Annotated in this window: 13 protein-coding genes; 6 read left to right on the top strand and 7 right to left on the bottom strand. The window is 67.1% G+C overall.

The features are described 5' to 3' along the window. Together ENSA7_RS01535 and ENSA7_RS01530 are read left to right on the top strand one after the other, a co-directional pair. On the top strand, window positions 1-1643 hold a 1643-nt coding region (locus ENSA7_RS01535; RefSeq protein ID WP_146157203.1), incomplete at its 5' end, for a DUF4215 domain-containing protein. Between the two features lie 420 nt (window positions 1644-2063). Then, window positions 2064-3740 carry an AMP-binding protein gene (locus ENSA7_RS01530; RefSeq protein ID WP_106087396.1) on the top strand — a complete coding sequence of 559 codons (1677 nt, stop codon included), beginning with the start codon at window positions 2064-2066 and terminating at the stop codon, window positions 3738-3740. Between the two features lie 134 nt (window positions 3741-3874). On the opposite strand, the gene ENSA7_RS01525 is transcribed toward ENSA7_RS01530, so the two are convergent. The 3 genes from ENSA7_RS01525 to ENSA7_RS01515 form a co-directional block, all read right to left on the bottom strand. Beyond that, window positions 3875-4309: a hypothetical protein gene (locus ENSA7_RS01525; RefSeq protein WP_106087395.1), complete on the bottom strand. Its 435-nt coding sequence runs from the start codon at window positions 4307-4309 to the stop codon at window positions 3875-3877. Window positions 4310-5077: 768 nt separating this feature from the next. After that, entirely contained in the window at window positions 5078-6349 is a 1272-nt protein-coding gene (gene ftsA / locus ENSA7_RS01520) for a cell division protein FtsA (protein ID WP_244923680.1), read from the bottom strand. Between the two features lie 25 nt (window positions 6350-6374). Then, window positions 6375-7586: a cell division protein FtsQ/DivIB gene (locus ENSA7_RS01515; protein WP_181232909.1), complete on the bottom strand. Its 1212-nt coding sequence runs from the start codon at window positions 7584-7586 to the stop codon at window positions 6375-6377. 386 nt (window positions 7587-7972) lie between these two features. On the opposite strand from ENSA7_RS01515, the gene ENSA7_RS01510 reads away from it, so the two are divergent. Next, window positions 7973-8185 carry a hypothetical protein gene (locus ENSA7_RS01510; RefSeq protein WP_052547863.1) on the top strand — a complete coding sequence of 71 codons (213 nt, stop codon included), beginning with the start codon at window positions 7973-7975 and terminating at the stop codon, window positions 8183-8185. 205 nt (window positions 8186-8390) lie between these two features. On the opposite strand, the gene ftsZ is transcribed toward ENSA7_RS01510, so the two are convergent. The 3 genes from ftsZ to ENSA7_RS01495 all read right to left on the bottom strand — a co-directional run bounded on the left by ftsZ (window position 8391) and on the right by ENSA7_RS01495 (window position 12983). Then, on the bottom strand, window positions 8391-9779 hold the full coding sequence (gene ftsZ, locus ENSA7_RS01505; RefSeq protein WP_106087393.1) for a cell division protein FtsZ: 1389 nt from the start codon (window positions 9777-9779) through the stop codon (window positions 8391-8393). A 191-nt stretch (window positions 9780-9970) separates the two neighbouring features. Continuing rightward, complete coding sequence (locus tag ENSA7_RS01500; RefSeq protein WP_106087392.1) at window positions 9971-11785, bottom strand: long-chain-acyl-CoA synthetase; 1815 nt, start codon at window positions 11783-11785, stop codon at window positions 9971-9973. A gap of 7 nt (window positions 11786-11792) precedes the next feature. After that, complete coding sequence (locus ENSA7_RS01495) at window positions 11793-12983, bottom strand: hypothetical protein (protein WP_146157201.1); 1191 nt, start codon at window positions 12981-12983, stop codon at window positions 11793-11795. A 115-nt stretch (window positions 12984-13098) separates the two neighbouring features. Between ENSA7_RS01495 and ENSA7_RS01490 the strand changes: the two genes are divergently transcribed. The 3 genes from ENSA7_RS01490 to ENSA7_RS01475 all read left to right on the top strand — a co-directional run bounded on the left by ENSA7_RS01490 (window position 13099) and on the right by ENSA7_RS01475 (window position 17616). Beyond that, entirely contained in the window at window positions 13099-14820 is a 1722-nt protein-coding gene (locus tag ENSA7_RS01490; protein WP_106087390.1) for a hypothetical protein, read from the top strand. A 67-nt stretch (window positions 14821-14887) separates the two neighbouring features. Further along, entirely contained in the window at window positions 14888-16615 is a 1728-nt protein-coding gene (locus ENSA7_RS01485; protein ID WP_106087389.1) for an N-acyl-D-amino-acid deacylase family protein, read from the top strand. Between the two features lie 443 nt (window positions 16616-17058). Next, a complete protein-coding gene (locus ENSA7_RS01475; RefSeq protein ID WP_106087387.1) occupies window positions 17059-17616 on the top strand; it encodes an HD domain-containing protein in 558 nt (185 codons plus the stop codon). Here ENSA7_RS01475 and ENSA7_RS01470 read toward each other — a convergent pair. Continuing rightward, the gene (locus tag ENSA7_RS01470) at window positions 17609-19576 is read right to left on the bottom strand and encodes an aconitate hydratase (RefSeq protein ID WP_106087386.1); all 1968 of its coding nucleotides are present in this window, start codon (window positions 19574-19576) and stop codon (window positions 17609-17611) included. The two genes, ENSA7_RS01475 and ENSA7_RS01470, sit on opposite strands and share 8 nt — an antisense overlap. Between the last annotated feature and the right edge of the window lie 95 nt (window positions 19577-19671).

The raw sequence follows: 19671 nt of genomic DNA, 5'->3' as shown, positions 1-19671 counted from the left end.
TCGCTGCGCTCAGCGGCCTCGTCGGATGCCCCAGCGATGACTCCATCGTGGCGGAGACGGGCACCTCTGCCACGGAGACCGCCGGCGATGGTGACGGTGACCCGACCGGCGACGGCGACGGTGACCCGACCGGCGACGGCGACGGTGACCCGACCGGCGACGGCGACGGTGACCCAACCGGCGACGGCGACGGCGACGGCGATCCAACCGGCGATGGTGACGGCGACCCGGGCGGCGGCTGTGGCGACGGCGTGGTCGACCCCGGCGAAGAGTGCGACGACGGCAACCCCGTCGACACCGATGCGTGCTCCAACGCCTGCACGCTCCCGGTCTGCGGCGACGGGATCATGCAAGACAACGAAGAGTGCGACGACGGCAACGCCGAGAACGACGACGCCTGCGTCGAGGGCTGCCTCGCGGCCACCTGCGGCGACGGCTACGTCGGCCCCGGCGAGGGCTGCGACGACGCCAACGCCGTCGACGACGACGAGTGCTCCAACGCGTGCATGCCCGCGGGCTGCGGCGACGGTGTGGTGCAGATGGGCGAGGGCTGCGACGACGCCAACATGGACGACACCGACGACTGCCCGTCGACGTGTCAGCCCGCTGCCTGCGGCGACGGCTTCGTGTGGCTCGACAACGAGGCCTGCGACGACGGCAACGGCGAGAACACCGACGACTGCCTCGACACCTGCGAGCTGGCCACGTGCGGCGACAGCTTCGTGTGGGAGAACAACGAGGAGTGCGACGACGGCAACATGGACGACACCGACGACTGCGTCGGCATGTGCGTGGGCCCGGTCTGCGGCGACGGCTTCGTGTGGGCCGGGAACGAAGAGTGCGACGACGGCAACCTCGACAACAACGACGGCTGCGCGTCCGACTGCACCTCCGAGCTCACCGCCAGCTGCAAGGACATCCTCGCCCAGGACCAAAACGCCAGCGATGGCCTGTACATGATCGACCCCGACGGCAACGGCGGCGCGAACCCCTTCCAGGTCTTCTGTGACATGACGACCGACGGCGGCGGCTGGACGTTGATCCTCAACCGCGTGGTCGACTCCGACAACACCGGTCAGCCCGATCTGGACGCGACCCTCGGCGTGCCCGATCTCCCGCGCGCGACCAACTGGCAGTTCGACATCGATCTGTTCTGGGCCAACGCAAGCGACTTCGTGTTCGCCGACAAGGAGAACGCCAACTGCGCGAACTGTGTGATCGGCGACTACGACTCGGCGATCAAGGTCGCCAAGCCCAACGCCATGGCGTGGAGCAAGGTGTGTAACCAGGACTCCGTGTCGGTGACCTACGCCAAGCTGGTCGGACCTGCGCCCGACGGCGATCTGGCCTACCAGTGCGCCGCGACGCTCGGGTGGGGCAACTGCAACGGCGGCGTCTGCCACTACGGCACGCACTACACGAGCACCTCCAGCAACGGCAGCTGGTCACAGAACCAACAGACGGAGATGCACTTCCCGTCGACCTACTCGAGCTACGCATCCTACGGCAACGTGAACGCCCCACCTTCGGCGTGGTGCCGTAGCTGCGGCGGTGGGTTGGCGGCCACGCTCAACCAGTCCACGACCTGCTGCAACAACTCGCAGAACAACGCCCGGTCTCGCTGGACCATCTGGGTCCGCTAGCCGGCCCATGTACGTCGCCCCCCGCGGACAGCCGAGGCGTCCGTGGGGGTCGTTTCGCTATGGGTACGACGGCGGCGCGCTCAGTTCGAGCACAGGTACTCCGCCCCAAACCCCGAGCTGCTCGAGAAGTCCGACCCCCACGAGAGCCCGTCCTGGGTGATCGCGTGGCTCTCGGGGCAGCAGAGTGCTGTCCGTGTAGTTGCGTAGATCGACGCCGCTGCTGGCCTGCCCCCATGCGTTCATGTTGGATACCCCAATCCGGGCGACGCCGCGCAATCGGCGCAATCGGCACATCCAACGCTCCGAACATCGTTCATATGGGGAACTGTGACAGACCCAGGACGCCGCTCCGGCGCGCGGCAGTGCGCGCAATCGAAGCGGCCACCACCCCCGACTCGCGGCGGGTACGATCCACACCAGATGTCCAGCTCGATCGACGCCGACCTGCTGCTGCAGCGCTTCTATCACCACGTCGAGGCGCGCGGCGGCGACATCTACCTGACCCAGCCCGTCGCGGGCGGCGAGGTCGTCGACTACAGCTTCGCTGAGGTGTTCGACGAGGCCGCCCGAATGGCCGCGTATCTCGACTCGCTGGGCTTCGAGCCCCAGTCGAAGATCGCCATCGTCTCGAAGAATTGCGCCCACTTCATCATCGCCGAGCTGGCGATCTGGATGGCCGGGCACGTCACGGTCGCGCTGTATCCAACGCTCAGCTCGGGCACCGCCAACTACATCCTCGAGCACAGCGACGCGAAGCTGCTGTTCGTCGGCAAGCTCGACACCTGGGACGAGCTCGAGCGAGGCGTGCCCGCTGGCCTGCCCTGCGTCGCGTTGCCGCTCGCGCCAGACACAGCCTATCGAAGCTGGGACGACATCGTTGCGAGCGCCGAGCCGGTCGCGGACAAGCGAACCCGCGCGGCCGACGACGAGTCGTTGATCATCTACACCTCGGGCAGCACCGGGACGCCGAAGGGCGTCGTGCACAGCTTCCGCACCATCTCGATCCCGACCAAGGGCATCGTCGCCCAGCTCGGGATCAACGAGCGCGAGCGCCAGATCTCGTACCTGCCCCTCGCCCACGCCATGGACCGCTGGCTGTCGGGCTGCGTCTCCTTGTACGCCGGCTCCCACCTGTTCTTCGCGGACTCGCTCGACACCTTCATGACCGATCTCAACCGCGCCCGGCCGACCGTGTTTCTCTCGGTCCCGCGCCTGTGGCTCAAGTTTCAGCTCGGCGTGTATGCCCAGCTGCCCAAGCCGAAGCTGGATCGATTGCTCAAGATCCCGATCATTCGCGGGATCATCAAAAAGAAGATCCTCGCCGGCCTCGGGCTCGGGCACGTGCGCTTCGCGGGCAGCGGCTCAGCCCCGATCCCCGCCGAGCTGCTCCAGTGGTACCGCGATCTGGGGTTGGAGCTGCTCGAGGGCTATGGCATGAGCGAGAACTTCAGCTACTCGCACCTCACCCGGCCCGGCCTCGGGCGGCCCGGGTACATTGGAAACGCGTACCCGGACGTCGAGTGCAAGCTGTCGGAGGCGGGCGAGATCCTGGTCAAGAGCCCGGGAACCATGCTTGGCTATTACAAGCAAGAGGCCCTGACTCGCGAGGCGTTCACCCCGGACGGATTCCTGAAGACCGGTGATCTCGGGGTCATCGATGCGCAGCAGCGACTCCGGATCACCGGGCGGCTCAAGGAGCTGTTCAAGACCAGCAAGGGCAAGTATGTCGCGCCTGCGCCGATCGAGAACATCTTGAACAACGACCCAAACGTCGAGCTCTCGCTCGTCGCCGGATCGGGGATGCCGAAGACCCACGCTGTATTGCAGCTCAGCGAGGAATTGCTACCCAAGCTCGAGCGGCCGGGCGTGAAGCAGCGGATCACGGCCGAGCTCGAGGGCCTCCTGGATGCGACGAACGCGAAGATCGAGGAGTTCGAGCGACTGGGGTTCTTGGTCGTCGCCAAAGATCGCTGGACGATCGAGGGCGAGCAGCTGACCCCGACAATGAAGATCAAGCGGGGGGTGCTCGAGGAGATGTATGGGAGCAAGCGTGACGGATGGTACGCGGCTGGGGCCAAGGTGATCTGGGAGGCCTAGGCTCGCAGCCCCCAAGGGTCCCGCGAGATTCAAGTTGTGTGACATTCCTCGTTTCGTAGCAGAGTTGAGGGTTGACGTTTCAGCAGCCTGCCGGGGCACCGCGCGACCGACAGGCTGGTGTTTGACAACCGCAGCTACCGCCGCGTCTTGCGCCACGGCCTCAGCGACCGAACTTGCTCGAGACGATAATCAATCGATTCACAAACCAAGCTGATCAAGTCGTCTAAGACCATACTCTCGGCTCCATCGACGAATTCCGGTTTCAGCCCTGCGAGGCGACCAGTCAACGCCTTGCGCAGTATTTCGGGCTCCGTCGGTCTCTCGAGTTCCCGCACCTCGACCTCGAGCCTCTGTTGCAGCCCAAGTAATTTGCCGATCATACCAGGCTGTTTCTCGGACGGTTTCGTCACCAGGGCCACTGGCTTCCCGTCTGCATCCCAACCGTGAACGCCGTATTCTCCCGAGAGGACGTCTGCCGCCTCGGCGTAGCTCATCGCCTCCTCCGCGCTCTGGAAGACGTGTAGGTCGGCCGGACCGTACGGCCCAAGAAATATTAGTGGAGCCCTCATCAGAAAAATCGGTCCCAGAACGACACATCGTCAGGGAACATGAGGGCCTATGTGCATGCCTCAGCGCCAGAATCCGGGAACGGCCGGCGGCAGAGCGTCAGGACAAAATCCATATCTATCACGATCTTGGTGATATATGATTCGGCCGCCTCAGGGCACCTGCGGATTCGCTCCTCCAACATATCGATTTCTGCTCGACTTAGCGGAAGTGTGCCGTCGCATTCCATCGGAATGAGCATCGTGCTACCCCTCGTTTCTTCGCCGAGGCTGGAAAATGCCGCGTGAACCGCTTGGACTACCGCAAAGTCTACCAGGCGATGGAAGCGCCCTCGGAGGGCTTGTTCTGTGCGAAATCGACGAGTGCGGCTTCCGTATACCCAAGCTCCGAAGCGTGTCCGGGGCGTCCAACTCTCGAGAATTGCTGGTTGCATCATCGCGAGTATTTCCGTGTCACCTGGCGGCAATCGGATATTGGTCCACGGGGCTGTAGGCTCATCGCACCAACTCAACCAAAAGAACCAGGGCTGTGCTTGCTCGGTCACCACATTGACCCCCAGATTGCACGAGCGTGAAAGTACCAAGTACGTGCTCGCCCCAGCCGCCGCCAACGACGACAATCCTCCGGCTCTGACCCGCCTACGCGAGGCCGTCGACCGGTGGATGAGGAGGTGATAGGCTCCGGGACACCGGCCGCGTGGCTGGCTGACAAAAACTCGACTCGAAGTTCCACGAGAAGAGCCCTCGCGGGCTCTAGCGTTAGCGGCCCGCTCAGAACATCCCGCGGACCCGCTCGACAAACCGTCCAAGCCCGGATCGCCCCGGATCCCCATGCCGAACCGGCGCCGAGTCAAAATGCATCTCGACCGGCTCGTTGCGCGCCCCGTACAGCACCAACCCAACCCCGGTCGCAAACTTCGGATCCTGGATCACGCTCGCAAATCCACCCTCAGTCAGCCCGATCTCACGGCCGTTGCCGTCCGCGTAGACCGGCGTCCCGCGCCGCACGGGCATCTGAAAGATGTCCTCGGCGATCTCGGTCATCCCGACCATCTGCGCGGCGCCGCCAGTCAACACCACGCCAGAGGCGGCCAGCTCCATGAACCCCGAGGTCAGCAATTCCTGGCGCGCGAGCTCGAGGATCTCCTCGACGCGCGGCTCGATGATCTCGGACAAGAACCGACGATGGAACTCCCGCGGCGGCCGCGGCCCGACGCCGGGCACCTGAATGATCTCGTCTTGCGCGAGCAGAGACACGAGCGCGCAGCCGTGCTGCCGCTTGATGTGCTCGGACTCGTTGACCGAGGTCCGCAGTCCGTGGGCGATGTCCTGGGTCACGCGGTGGCCGCCCATCACGATCACCGAGGTGTAGACGTTCGAGCCCTCGGAGTAGATCGCCAGGTCGGTGGTGCCGCCGCCCATGTCGACCAGCACCACGCCGAGGTCGCGCTCGTCGTCATGCAGCACCGCGTTGGCCGAGGCGACCGGCTCGAGCACGACCTCGACGACGTCGAGGCCCGCGCGGTTGCAGCACTTCACGATGTTCTGAACCGAGGTCACCGCGGCGGTGATGATGTGCGCGCGGACCTCCATGCGGACCCCGCTCATGCCGATCGGATCGCGGATCTGGCCCTGACCGTCGATCATGTACTCGAGCGGGAGCGTGTGAATGATCTGGCGATCGAGCGGGATGTTGACGGCCTTGGCCTGATCGATCACGCGCGCGACGTCGGCCTCGGTGACCTCGCGGTTGCGCATGCTGACCTGGCCGAGGCTGGTGAACCCGCGGATGTGACCGCCCGCGATCCCGACATAGACCGACTGCACATCGACGGCGGCCATCTGCTCGGCCTCCTGGATCGCGGCGGCGATGCTGTTGGTGGTGGCCTCGATGTTGACCACGACGCCTTGGCGCAGCCCCTCGGAAGGGCTGGTCCCGACGCCGATGACGTCGATCCCAGACGAGGTCACCTCACCGATCACGGCGGCGACCTTGGTGGTCCCGATGTCGAGTCCGACGATCACTTCTCCGACTTGCGCCATTACTTCAGTCCTCTTCCGCTTCTCGTTACTCGTAGCTGGGGATGCGGTTGCGTCGCTGGGCGCGACGCTCGGCCGGGGTCAGATCCGCGGCCGGTTTCGCAGTGGGTTCTCGAGCCTCGTCGTCCGACTCCAGCGCGCTCGCGGCCTGGGCCAGCAGCACGGCCTCGTCGTGCTCGGTGGCAAACCGCGCGACCACGCGATCACGCCGATCCGGCTTGCTCTCATTGTCGAGGTGGACGACCGCCAGATGATCCGCGCGGTCGCCAAGCGCGGCCCGCAGCGCGTCCCAGCGACCGAGCCGGGTCTCGAAATCGGTCCGACCCAGACGCAGCTGGGTGCCGGCCTCGGCGGTGTAGAGCGTCAGCGATCCGTCGTCGTCGAGGTGCAGCTCACCGAGCCGCGGACGCTGCTTGCTCTGATACACACGAATGACGTCGAGCGCGGTGACCAGCTGGGGGATCGCCTGACCATCGGCCTCGGCCAGCGCGCTGCGCTCGACCCCCGTGATGATCGGCAGCTCGGAGCGCTCGCCTCGCTCGACGACCTTGAACGGCTGGCCCTCGCCGTTGACCAGGTAGAACCGACCCGCGAGCACGATCGCGGCGGGCTCGTGCTCGACGACCTCGATGCCCAGGGTGTCGGGCAGGTTGCGGGTCACGGTCGCCATCGCCACCCACGGGTGCGCCGCGACGCGCTCGCTCAGCTCGGCGAGGTCACACGCGAGGATGTTGGTGCCCGGCTCGATCGCCAGCAATTCGCGCAGCTGGTCGTCGTCGACGTGCGGCGAGCGGTCATAGATGATGTGCTGGACCTCGAACCGGGTCGACGTGGTCGCGTACTCGTAGACCTCGCGGCCCGCGATCAGCAAGCCCCAGGCCACGGCTACGGTCGCGCCGAGCTTGAGCGCGACCTTGCCCAGCCGCCGCGGCCACTCTCGTGGCTCGCGATGCTTGGGCTCGGCACGCGGTGAACTCGTGGTCGCGCGGGTGCCCTCGCGGCGCGCGAACAGCTTGGCGAGCGCGGGTCGAACCGCCCGCAGCCGACTCGAGAGCCTCCCGCTGGCGACGCGCTTCTCGGGCGCAATTGCCTCGCTAGCCCCGTTTCGCGCCGGTTTACGCTTGCTGTTGCGCCCGCGCTGCTGGGTGCGGCCCTGGGCTCCGGCTCGTGCTCGCGGCACCGGCCGACGTGCGGCGGCGGGCTGCTTGGTGCGCTGGCGGGATCGGATCGGGGTCGTCACGGGATCTCTCTGCGCGGCCAGGGATCCTCTTTGGGGAGGTCGGATCGGCCGCTCGTCTGCGATAGCCGTGTCTCCGGGATTTCCCAAAAAACCGGCGCGTGGGTGCTCTGGTGGCTCAGATCGCCTGTTTGCGTGCGCAGTGACAGCGACCGACGCGGGCCTCACCACCGGTTCGCCAGTGCCCGAGATCTGCCGAATTTCGGGAATTGCCTCCCGTCGCGTGCTCAAAAACCGTCAAATTTGTCCGAATTTGGGCAATTTTCGTGTTGTCAGCGGATCCATCTCCCATACAATGTCCGCGTTCTCGCTCACAAACCCGCGAGATCGGGCACCTACAGCCCACTTTCCGAATCCCGTTCCCAACGATACCTCCAGGAGACAAGAACATGGCAGCCAAGAAGAAGACCGCAAAAACCAAGAAGGCCCGCGAGATCGTCGTCGTCGGTAGCAAGGTCAAGGACGTCGTCCGTGCCGCTGGCTATCGCAGCGACGGTGAGCTCGTCCAGGCCGTGTCCGAGAAGGTGCACGAGATGCTCGAGGCCGCGATCAAGCGCGCCGAGAGCAACAAGCGCGGCACCGTCCGCCCCTACGATCTGTAGGCGCCCGCACGCGCAAGCGTGAACCAAACGACCCTCCCTGGAGGGTCGTTTTTCAATTCTAGCGCGACGTTGAATTGGCGTGGATGAGAGCGACGAAAAGCGGGAGCGGACCATCATTGGTCCGCTCCCTTCCGACCGTTCCCTGAGAGCTCGCAGTGCCCTGCGAGGTAAATTCTTCTAGAGCTTCGCGTCCCTAGCGGACTCGCTAGCGGACGTAGCCGCCGCCATCGGTCTCGCTGCGTCGGCGCAGGAACGCCGGGACTTCGCGTGGATCGGCGGCCGCTGCCTCGCCGCGACTCCAGCCACCGCTGACCGCGGGGTTGCGCGGGTAGCCGCCCGACTCTTGGGCCTGCACCGGTGGCGCGGGCGGAGCGGGGATCCGTGCCTGCGACTGGCTGGCGCTGGCGTACATCGGGTTGACGCTCGGCGCCGGGGCCGGCTCGCGCCGCTTGGGCGAGGACGGCTTGGCCTTGCGCTGCAAGGTCCCGCTGAACACCTGCGGGGGCTGCTGCGGCATGCCGCCCATGCCGACAACCGGGCCCATGCCGGGCATCGGGATCTGCTGCGACTGCCGACGCACGCGATGCACGTGGGCCGCGATCGCGTTGCCGAGCACCTCTTCCTCGGGCTCGTGCTGATCGAAGCCGGTCGCGATCACGGTGATCCGCAAGGTCTCGCCCATGTTCGGATCGACGACCGCACCAAAGATGATGTTGCAGTCCTCGTGGGCCGCTTCCATGATCAGCGACGCGGCCTCTTCGACCTCGTGCAGGCGCAGGTTGGGCCCGGAGGTGATGTTCATCAGGATGCCCTTGGCGCCCTGGATCGTGACGTCCTCGAGCAGCGGGCTGTTGATCGCCTGCTGCGCCGCGGCCACGGCCCGGCCTTCGTCACCCGCGACACCCATGCCCATCAACGCGCGACCCTGGCTGGCCATGATCGTGCGCACGTCGGCGAAGTCGACGTTGATGATGCCGGGCACCGTGATCAGATCGGACACGCCCTGGGTCGCGTGCTGCAAGACCTCGTCGGCCAGCGCGAACGCGTCCATCAAGCTGGTGTTGGCCGAGGTGACGTGCAGCAAGCGATCGTTGGGGATCGTGATCAGGGTGTCGACGGCCTGCTCGAGCCGCTCGATCCCCATCTGGGCGAATTTCATGCGCCGCTTGCCCTCGAACGAGAACGGCTTGGTGACGACACCCACCGTCAGGGCCCCGCACTCCCGGGCGACTTGGGCGATGATCGGCGCGGCGCCGGTCCCGGTCCCGCCGCCCATGCCCGCGGTCACGAACACCATGTCCGCGCCCTCGAGCATCTCGCCGATCTCGTTGACGCTCTCGAGCGCCGCCTCGCGGCCGCGCTCTGGGCTCGCGCCCGCACCGAGGCCGCGGGTGACGCGGCGGCCGAGCTGCATGGTCAGCGGCGCCAGGTTGCGCTCGAGCGCCTGCACGTCGGTGTTCGCAGCGATAAATTCGACGCCTGGGACCTTGGCGGCGATCATGGTGTTGACGGCGTTTCCACCGGCCCCACCCACGCCGATCACCTTGATCTTGGCCTGGTCGTTGAAGGCGTCCTCGAGTTCGAAGTGAGCCATTTTGATAATTCCTCTGGTGGGATCGCAGTCCCGGGTTGGCCCGCGGCTCGCGGGGGAGTGGTCGGTGACACCGCTCTACCCAGGGCTTGATCCGCTGGCAAAAAAACCGAGATTTTTGATCAGTGTGATCGGGTGTATCGCACCCTATCCTACATGTAGGATACGCCGTGGCCGCGGGTCAGGCTGGCCTGTCAGACCGGCCAGCTACCGTCGCGCAGCGCCTGCGCCCGCTCGGGCGTGAGCTCGACGTAGGTCTGGGCGGCGCTGTCACGCAGGAGCAGCAGGTCGCGGACGCGGTCGAGGTCCCAGCCCTCGTCGCGCAGCTCGACCTTGGTGTGCTTGAAGGTGCCGGTCGTGCTCAGGCACTCGACCACCCGCAACAACCGCGGCGCCGCGTAGGCAGGGAGCTCGGCGCTGACGTGGGCGAACAGTCGCTCGGGCGAGAACTCGGGCGTGACCACGATCGCGGCCATGCCCGCGCGGCCGTCACTGTTGGGGATCTGCACGCCATAGACATTGGCCTCGAGCACGCCCTCGCAGGTGTCGAGGACCTGCGCGACCTCCTGGGTCGACACGTTCTCGCCCTTCCAACGAAACGTGTCGCCGAGCCGATCGACGAAGTGCAGGTGCCACATGCGGTCGCGCGAGAGCAGATCACCGGTGTCGAACCACGCGTCGCCGGGCGCGAACAGATCGGTGAGGACCTTGCGCTGGCTGGCGGTCTGATCGGTGTAGCCAGCGTAGGGGTTGCGGGCGTCGATCTTGCCGAGCAACACCCCGGGCTCGCCCGCGCCAACCTTGACGGCGAAGCCATCGGCGCCCCGCCAGATCTGGCCGCGCTCGCCATCCCAGCGGGCCAGCGCCATCTTCCACGGCAGCATCGGGCCGACGGTGCCGCTGCGGTTGAGGAAGTTGGCGGTCTCGGCGTTGCCCTCCGTCGCGGCATAAAACTCGCCGACGCGCTCGATCCCGAAGCGCTCGCAAAACCCGTCCCAGATGTCCGGGCGCAGGCCGTTGCCGACGAAGCAGCGGACCGAGTGGGCGCGGTCGTCGGGACCGGGCGGCGTGTTGCACAGGTACCGGCACAGCTCACCTATATAGATGCACACGGTCGCGTTGGCGGCCCGGCACTCGGTCCAGAACCGACTCGCGGAGAATTTGCGCGCGAGCGTGAGCCGGGCCCGGGCGGAGATCGCCATGGGTACGGCGATCGCGGTCCCGCTGGCGTGGCACAGCGGCAGGCAGCAGTACACGCAGTCACTGGTGGTCAGGCGCGCGAGGCCGCCGAACACGTCGCCACCGCGGCGCAGCCGGTGATGCTTGACGACCGCGGGCTTGGGCAGGCCCGTGGTGCCGCTCGTATAAATGTAGGCGACCACCCCGTGCAGCTGCTGGAGCTCGGCCTCGCCGAGCGCGAGCGGCACGACCCCCGACACCCGCGGGTTCCAGGCCGAGAACGGGGCGCAGTCGAGCTCGGGGCGGTCACCCTCGACGTCGACCAGCACCCGGGCATCGACGACCGGCAGCGCCGCGTCGCCTGGCTGGTCCACGAGCTCGCGCACGGCCGGCAGCTGCGCGTCGCCCAGCAAGATCGCCGCGGGCTCGCAGACCGTCAGCGCGTGATGCAGGGCGGGCCCCGAGAGCGCGGGGTTGATCAGCGAGGCGACGACTCCGAGCTTGGCCAGCGCGTAGAAGTGAAACAGGAACGCCGGCCGATTATCGAGCAGCAACGCGACGACCTGCCCGCGCGCCAGGCCGAGCTCGCGCCACGCTCGGGCGTGACGGTTGACCTCGGCGTCGAACGACCCAATCGTCCACTCGCGACCCTCGAAGCTCAAGAAGCGATCGTGGGGGCGCTCGGCTGCCCAGCGCTGCAGCTCGAGCGGGATGTTCTGGTGCGAGTCGGGATCCCAGAAGAAGTTGGTGCGCGCGCCCTTGAGGATCGCCCGCGTGCGGGTGAGGGCCTGGCCAACCAGCGCGGCCAAAGCTTTGTTTGTGTCACTCATCGCGTCACTAATTCCGTGGTATGCGGAACAACAAGATCACCACGCCGAGCGCCGCGGTTGCGAGCCCGAGCGTCATCAACCAACCCCCGCTCCCGAACCCGAACATCGTCAGCACGGTACCGATACCCAGGATCAACATCGGCAGGTAGATCCCTTCGTGACTGCGCTCGGCCGGCTGGTCGCTGGCCACGCCGGTCGCGTCACCAAATTTCGCGGGGGCGATCTTGTCGTGGACCGCCCAGATCGCATCGAGCACGCGGGTGAACTCGGGCCCGCGCAGCAGCTTGGCCTGACCGAGATCCTTGGGGAGATCGACGTCGACGATCGCCCCGAAGTCGGGCGCCGCCCGGCGCGACGCGCTGCCAAGCTCGAACCGCTCGGCGAGCACGCCGTTGGTCAGGATCGAGACCACCGCGGGCTGGTTGCCGGAGTAGCGCAGGCCCGCGAGGCCGATCGGCGCACCATCGAGGGTGATCCTGGTCCGCTTGCGAACCTGGGGTGAGAAGCGCAGCTCGTCGGGCACGAGCTGCACGTGCAGGGCGAAGCGCAGTCCCTGGCTGATCCGCTCGTCGCCGATGAAGATCGCCGCCGGCGAGTAGGCGCAGTGCGAGCGGATCAACGCCTCCTCGGGCGACTGAACCTGAGCGAGGCTGGCGATCGCGCCGTGATGCACACGCACCCGCGCGCCCGCGACCAGCTTGCGCGACTCGAGCTCGCCGAGCTTCTGCTCGGGTGACAGGCGCACGTGCAGGCCCTCGCTGCCCTGGCCACCCGACTCGATCTCGATCTGCTTGGGCTCCAGGCTGAGCGCGGCGTTGCAGGCGAACGCGAGCTTCTGCAGGGCCCGTCGGCGGCGACGCTCGACCGGATCGGCGTCGGACAGATCGATGAACACCGCCGCGAACAGCTGCTCGAGCTCCTCGCGGCTGAACTCGATCGGCCCGAGCTCGATGCTGACGACGCCGGCCCCCAGCTCGATCTCGATCGGGTCCGCGCCACCGAGCACCGCGGCCTCGATCAGCAGCAACACGTACGCATGCGGGTCGGCCAGCGCGAACCCACGCAGCTTGTCGAGCGCCTTGCCAGCGTCGATCGAGAACCCGCCTTCGTCGACGAGATCACCGCCAGCGGCGAGCTCGGCGAGCAGCGAGCCGGCGACGTCCGGCGGTGCGTCAGAGGGCTCGGACGGCTCGATCACGCGCGCGGAGTCTATCAGACCAGACGCCACGGCCGGGTCGATACCCATCTGTTTTTGGCGCAAAGCGTTGGCTAGCCCACGGTCGTCGAGCGGTAGGCATGCGAGCCTGCGCCCCATGTTGCGCTCGCTTCGTCTGTGTCTCGCCCTGCCCCTGTCCCTGCTTGGCCCGCTCGCCTGCGCCGACGACGGTGGCGGTGACGGTGCGCTCGACGATGCTGGCGAGACGGGCGACGGCGATGGCGATGGCGATGGCGACCCAACCGGTGATGGCGATGGCGACCCAACCGGTGATGGCGATGGCGACCCGACCGGCGATGGCGACGGCGACCCGACCGGTGATGGCGATGGCGACCCAACCGGCGACGGCGACGGCGATCCGGGCGTTGGCATGCGCGTCGACCTGCTCCTCAACAGCAACGTCATCCGCGAGGCCAACAACGACGGTGAGCTGACGGCCGCGTGCATGCTGTTCGAGAACGGGCTCCCGGCGGCGGTCCAGCCCGCGTTCGAGTACACCGTGTCCCCCGTCGACGGCGTGGTCGACAGCGGCAACAGCTGGGCGTTCGAGAGCTTCGGGACCTGGACGATCGAGTGCAGCACGCAGGTCGACAGCCAGGAGCTGTCGAGCGAGCACGAGCTCGCGGTCCTCAATGACGCGATCGACTCGCGCCTCGCTGACGTCGGGGCGGCGCTGGGCACCAGCGGCTCGAGCCTCGCGGCGGTGCTCGCCGCCGACGGTGGCGACGACCAGCTCCTCATCGACGCGATCACGACCCTGGCCACGGCAGGAGCCGCGCTCGCCGATCCCAACCTCGATCTCGCTGGGCTCGACGACGTCTTGGTCCCGCTGCCAGGCGGCTATCCCAGCGACGCCGCCCTCGACGACGCCGGGATCTTGGCCAACGCCGACGACGCGGCGCTCACGGGCGCGCTCGCGCAGGTCAACGCTGCGCTCGACGAGCTCACCATGACCTACGCCGGCTTCGATCCCCAGGTCGAGCCGTCCGAGGCCGATCTCGCCGCGCTCGAGGCCGCAGGCGTCACGCTGGACGCCGCCCTCACGGCCGCGATGGCGCTCGAGCCCACGACCCACGGCTTGCTCGCCAACCGGCAGACCCTGGCCGCGTCGATCCGCGACCACATGTCCCCCGCCCTGCTGGCGATCAACGAGTATGTGATCGCCCGGGCCCAGGCCGAGGCCGACGGCCTGTTTGGCATCGCGCCGCCGGATCCCTTCATCACGTCGAGGTTTGGCCTGATCGGGCTCACGCTCGGCATGTTCAACCAGAGCTACATTCGGGTCCGGCTGATCAACGACTGGTACGGCGACGCGATCAAGCAGCTCGACAAGAGCATCAACAACCTGATCTTGTCGGACCTGATCGACTACCTGCTGCCGCCCAACCCCAACGGGCCGGTCATCGAGCTGTTCAGCGCCAGCGCCAGCGTCGGGTTTGCGGTTCCTGGCTACGACACCTGGGCCTACGGGTCGAACTTCAACAGCGATCCAGCCTTCAACCTGTTCATCATCCTGGGCGATCAATGGCAGGGCGTGGTCGACCAGATCCTTGGCGCCTGCGGGGTGTCCGAAGACAACTCGATCCCCGAGAACATCGACGCCCTCAACGGCTGCGTCGACCAGATCGAGATGGCCGTGGACTCGGCGATCAACTACTCGATCGAGGTGGTCGAGCCGGGCCTGCTCGGCGACCAGGACGTCCACATTGGGCCGTTTCCCGCGGTCTGCGAGGGCTTCTTGCCCGTGGCGACCTTGGTGATCCCGATCAACCTCGCGGTCGGCCGCGGGGAGACCTGGCAGACCAACTGCCTGCCGTGAGCGGCCGCGGCAAACTCCGGCCCGCGTCCGGGCCGAGCGCGGGCCAGACCGTGATAGCCTGCGGCGAATGGAAGCCCCTAGCTTCGACCTCGTGATCCGTGGTGGCACCGTCGTCGACGGCACCGGTGCCGCTCGGCGCCGCGCTGACGTTGGCATTCGTGACGCCAAGATCGTTGCGATCGATCCCGATCTCCCGCCCGGACGCGAAGAGATCGACGCGACCGGCAAGCTGGTCACGCCGGGCTTCGTCGACGTCCACACCCACTACGATGCCCAGGTGACCTGGGATCCCCAGGTCACGCCGTCGAGCTGGCACGGGGTCACGACGGTGGTCATGGGCAACTGCGGGGTCGGGTTCGCCCCGGCCGCGCCGGATCAGCGCAAGTGGTTGATCAGCCTGATGGAGGGCGTGGAGGACATCCCCGGCGCCGCCATGACCGAGGGCATGATCTGGGCGTGGGAGAGCTTCCCCGAGTACCTCGACGCGATCGACAGCAAGCCGCGGGCAATCGACATCTGCGCGCAGGTCCCCCACGGCGCGCTGCGGGCCTACGTGATGGGCCGCCGCGGGGCCAAGCACGAGGCCGCGACCGACGAAGACCTGGCGGCGATGGCCAAGATCGTCCGCGAGGGCACCGAGGCCGGCGCGCTGGGGTTCTCGACCTCGCGCACGCCGATCCACAAGGGCATGGACGGTGAGTACGTGCCCGGCACCTTCGCCGACGAGCGCGAGCTATTCGCCATGGGCCGCGCGGTCGCCGATGGCGGCGGCGTGATGTTCCAGATGACCGGCAACCACGTCGACATGGTCGAGGAGTACCCGTGGATGCGTCGGCTCGCGCAAGAGGCCGGCTGCTCGGTCAGCTTCAACCTGCTGCAGACCGATCAAAAGCCCGATCTCTGGAAGCAGATGCTCGGCCTGCTCGACGAGGCCGAGAGGGACGACCTGCCGATCTGGGCCCAGGTCGCCGGTCGCCCCAACGGGATCTTGATGACCTGGGCGGGCACCGCCGTGCCGTTCATGCCCTACCCCACGTACATGCCGCTGCATGGGCTACCGTTCGCCGAGCGGCTGCCGCGGCTGCGCGACCAGGCGACGCGCGACCGGGTCGTCAACGAGAAGCCGTTCTCGTTCGGTGAATTCGAGGACTACATCATCTCGAGCTTTCACAAGATGTACCGGCTGGGCGAGGTGCCCAACTACGAGCCCGATCCCGAGCAGTCGGCGACCGCCGTGGCCGCGCGCAAGGGCGACGTCGCGCCGGGCGTGGTCTGGGACTGGATGATGGAGAACGACGGGCGCGGCATCGTCTATTTTCCGATCTTCAACTACGCGCACAACAACCTCGACGCCCTGCGCACGCTGCTGCAACACCCGCGCACGCGGCTTGGCCTGGGCGACGGTGGGGCCCACTGTGGCGCGATCTGTGACGCGAGCATCCAGACCTTCATGCTCACCCACTGGGTCCGCGACCGGACCCGCGGTGACAAGCTGCCGCTCGAGTTCATCGTCAAGACCCTGTCGTCGGACACGGCCAGCTTCTATGGTCTCGACGATCGCGGGCGCATCGCGATTGGCTACAAGGCCGATCTCAACGTGATCGACTTCGACGCGATGAAGCTGCACGCGCCCGAGATGATCTACGATCTCCCAGCCGACGGTCGCCGCTTCGTGCAGCGGGCTGAGGGCATCACCCACACGATCGTGTCGGGTCAGATCATTCGCCAGGCCAACGAGCCCACGGGTAAGCTCCCCGGTCGGCTGGTTCGCGGGCCCCAGAGCGCGCCAGCCTGAGCCCGTCTGCGCTACTGAATCTGGGGCTTGGGACGCGGCGGCTTGGGGATCGGCCGCGCGCTCGGTGGGGTCGGCTTCGGCGTTGGCTTGGGGCTGCTGCTGGGCCGGGGGCCGCCGCGGTCGCCGGTCGGGCCCGAGGTGTTGGGCCGCGTGCTCGACGGCCGGCTCGAACAGCAACAGCCGCCGGAGCTAGAGCTCAGGCGGCTGCTGGATTGGACGGAGCGGGTCGGGTGGCCCGCCGCGGAGGTTGTCATCGTGACCGAGCATCCAAGGCTCAGTCCACAGGTGAGGACCAGCGACGACAACAACAGATGGCGGGGCATACAAAATAGACTCGTCTCGCGCTGATGATGTTCTTGCGCCGCGCCAAAACGGTTGATCCTGCCCCCCGGTCAGCGCGGTTTAGGGGTATCCCCCCGCGCGACCGCGAGGCATGATGGGGCATGTCACTGTGGTCACCCGATGCCTGGCTCACCGCGTGGCGGTTCGCCGCCGAGGCTCACCGGGGACAGCACGAGCTGGGCACCGGGCTGCCGTATCTCGTGCATGTCGGCGCCGTCGCGATGGAGGTCGCCAACGCGATCAGCGTGCGCGCCCAGCTCGGCGTTGGGGTCGCGCGGCCGGACCTGGCGATCCAGTGCGCGCTCTTGCACGACGTGGTCGAAGACACCTCGGTCAGCGCCGCCGAGCTCGCCAAGGTCTTCGGTAGCGACGTCGCCGACGGCGTGCGGGCGCTGAGCAAGGACTCTGCGGTCGGCGACAAGCCGGCCCAGATGCGCGACAGCTTGGCCCGGATCCGCCAGCTAGGGCCCGAGATCTGGATGGTCAAGCTCGGCGATCGGATCACCAACCTGCAGGCGCCGCCGAGCGACTGGAAGCCCGCCAAGATCCGCAGCTACCGCGACGGGGCGATCGAGATTCACGCCCAGCTCGGCGAGGCCTGCCCGGTGCTCGGCCCCCGGCTGTTGGCGAAGATCGCCAGCTACGCCGCGTTCATGTAGCCAGCAGCTGCGCGCGCATCCACTGGATCAGCCCGCCTGCGAGCACCACCTGGACCTGGCGCGGCGACAGCAGGTGACGGGCTCGAACGGTTCGGATCGTGCGTACGATCCCCCGCTCGGTCACCTCGCGGACCTCGACGACCTCCGAATTGACGATCTGCTCGCGGACATTGTCGATGACCAGCCTCGCCCCATTCGACAGGTGCCCGAAGTCCGCCACGTGCATGAACTCGAGCGGCAGCACGCCCATGTTGATCAAGTTCTGACGGTGAATGCGAGCGAAGCTGACGCACAGCACTGCCCGCAGACCGAGGGTTCGCGGCGCCAACGCTGCGTGCTCGCGGCTCGAGCCCTGGCCGTAATTCCGCCCCGCAATGATCGCGTGGTCGCCAGTATCGCGGGCTCGCTGGGGGTAGGTCTTGTCGATCGCCGCAAACGTGAATTCGCTGATCGCGGGGATGTTGCTCCGCAGCGGGAGCACGTTGACCCCGGCCGGGAGGATCTCGTCTGTCGAGATGTCATCGCCGACCTCCAGCAAGATCGGTAGCACCAGCTGATCGGGGAGCGGCCCCAACGCGGGCAGCGATTTGATGTTGGGCCCCTTGCGCAGCTCGACCCCGCGCGCCTGCTCGAGGGGGACCGGCGCGACGAAGTCGACCTGAGCGACACGAACCGACGCCCGAGCTGGTTGCTCGATGCTGGGATACGGCATGTCCATCGTGCGTGGATCCGTGATCACGCCAGCGAGCGCCGACGCGACCGCCGTCTCGGGGCTGACCAGGCACACCCGGTCGTCTTCGGTGCCCGAGCGCCCCGGGAAATTGCGTGGCACCGTGCGCAGGCTGAGCTTGCCGGTCGCGGGTGCCTGACCCATGCCGATGCAGCCATTGCACCCGACTTGATGCAGACGCGCGCCCGCCCCGACCAATGCCGCGAGGTGCTCGTCGCGGATCAGGTCCATCAACACCTGGCGCGACGCTGGGTTGACATCAAATGACACCTGATCGTGCACGTGCTTGCCGGCGACCATCGACGCGGCCACCGCGAAGTCACGATAGCCAGGGTTGGCCGATGACCCAATATAGGCCTGATAGATCTCTTCTCCGGCGACATCTTGGACGGCTCGCACGTTGCCGGGGCTCGACGGCATGGCGATCAGCGGCTCGAGCTCGCTCAGCTCGATGTGGTCGTGATGGTCGTAGTGTGCGTCCGGCTCGGGGACCAGTCGTTGCCAGTCCGCCTCACGCCCCTGGGCGGTCAGGAACCGCCGAGTCTCCGCGTCAGAGGGAAACACCGTCGTGGTCGCGCCAAGCTCGGCGCCCATGTTGGCGAGCACGTGGCGGTCCATCGCGGACAGCGACGCCAGCGCCGAGCCCCGATACTCGATGATCCGCCCGAGCCCGCCGGCCACGCCGTGGCGCCGCAGCAGCTCCAAGATGATGTCCTTGGCGCTGACCCAGTCGGGCAATCGACCGGTGAGCTCGACCCCCCAGATCTCGGGCATGTTGACGTGATAGGGCTCGCCAGCCATCGCCATCGCAACCTCGAGACCGCCGGTCCCGATCGCCAACATCCCGATCGCCCCAGCCGCGCAGGTGTGGCTGTCGGCGCCCAACAAGGTCTTGCCGGGCTTGCCAAACCGCTCCTGGTGGACCGGGTGGCTCACGCCATTTCCGGGCGGGCTGAACCAGATCCCAAACCGCTGACACGCGCTGCGCAAGAACAGATGATCGTCCGGGTTCTTGTAGTCGGCCTGAATGATGTTGTGATCGACGTATTGGACCGACAGCTCGGTGCGCACCCGCTCGAGGCCCATGGCCTCGAGCTCCAGCATGACCAAGGTCCCAGTGGCATCCTGCGTCAGGGTCTGGTCGATGCGAAGCCCGATCTCGGTGCCCGGCTCGAGCGTACCTTCGAGCAGGTGAGCCTCGATCAGTTGCACGGCGACGCTCTTGCCCATTTGTAGGAGCTTAGGTCTGCGATTGCTCCTGGGCAGGGCGGTAGGCTCGAAAAGCTTGCGTGGGTAGAGGCGGCACAGACGCTCGTGAGAACGAG

Origin of the sequence: Enhygromyxa salina (genome assembly GCF_002994635.1) — a bacterium.
In the GTDB taxonomy this organism is placed as follows: Bacteria; Myxococcota_A; Polyangia; order Nannocystales; family Nannocystaceae; genus Plesiocystis; species Plesiocystis salina_B.
Note: the sequence above shows the minus strand (reverse complement) of the source record. Positions and strands in the feature narration are given on the sequence as shown.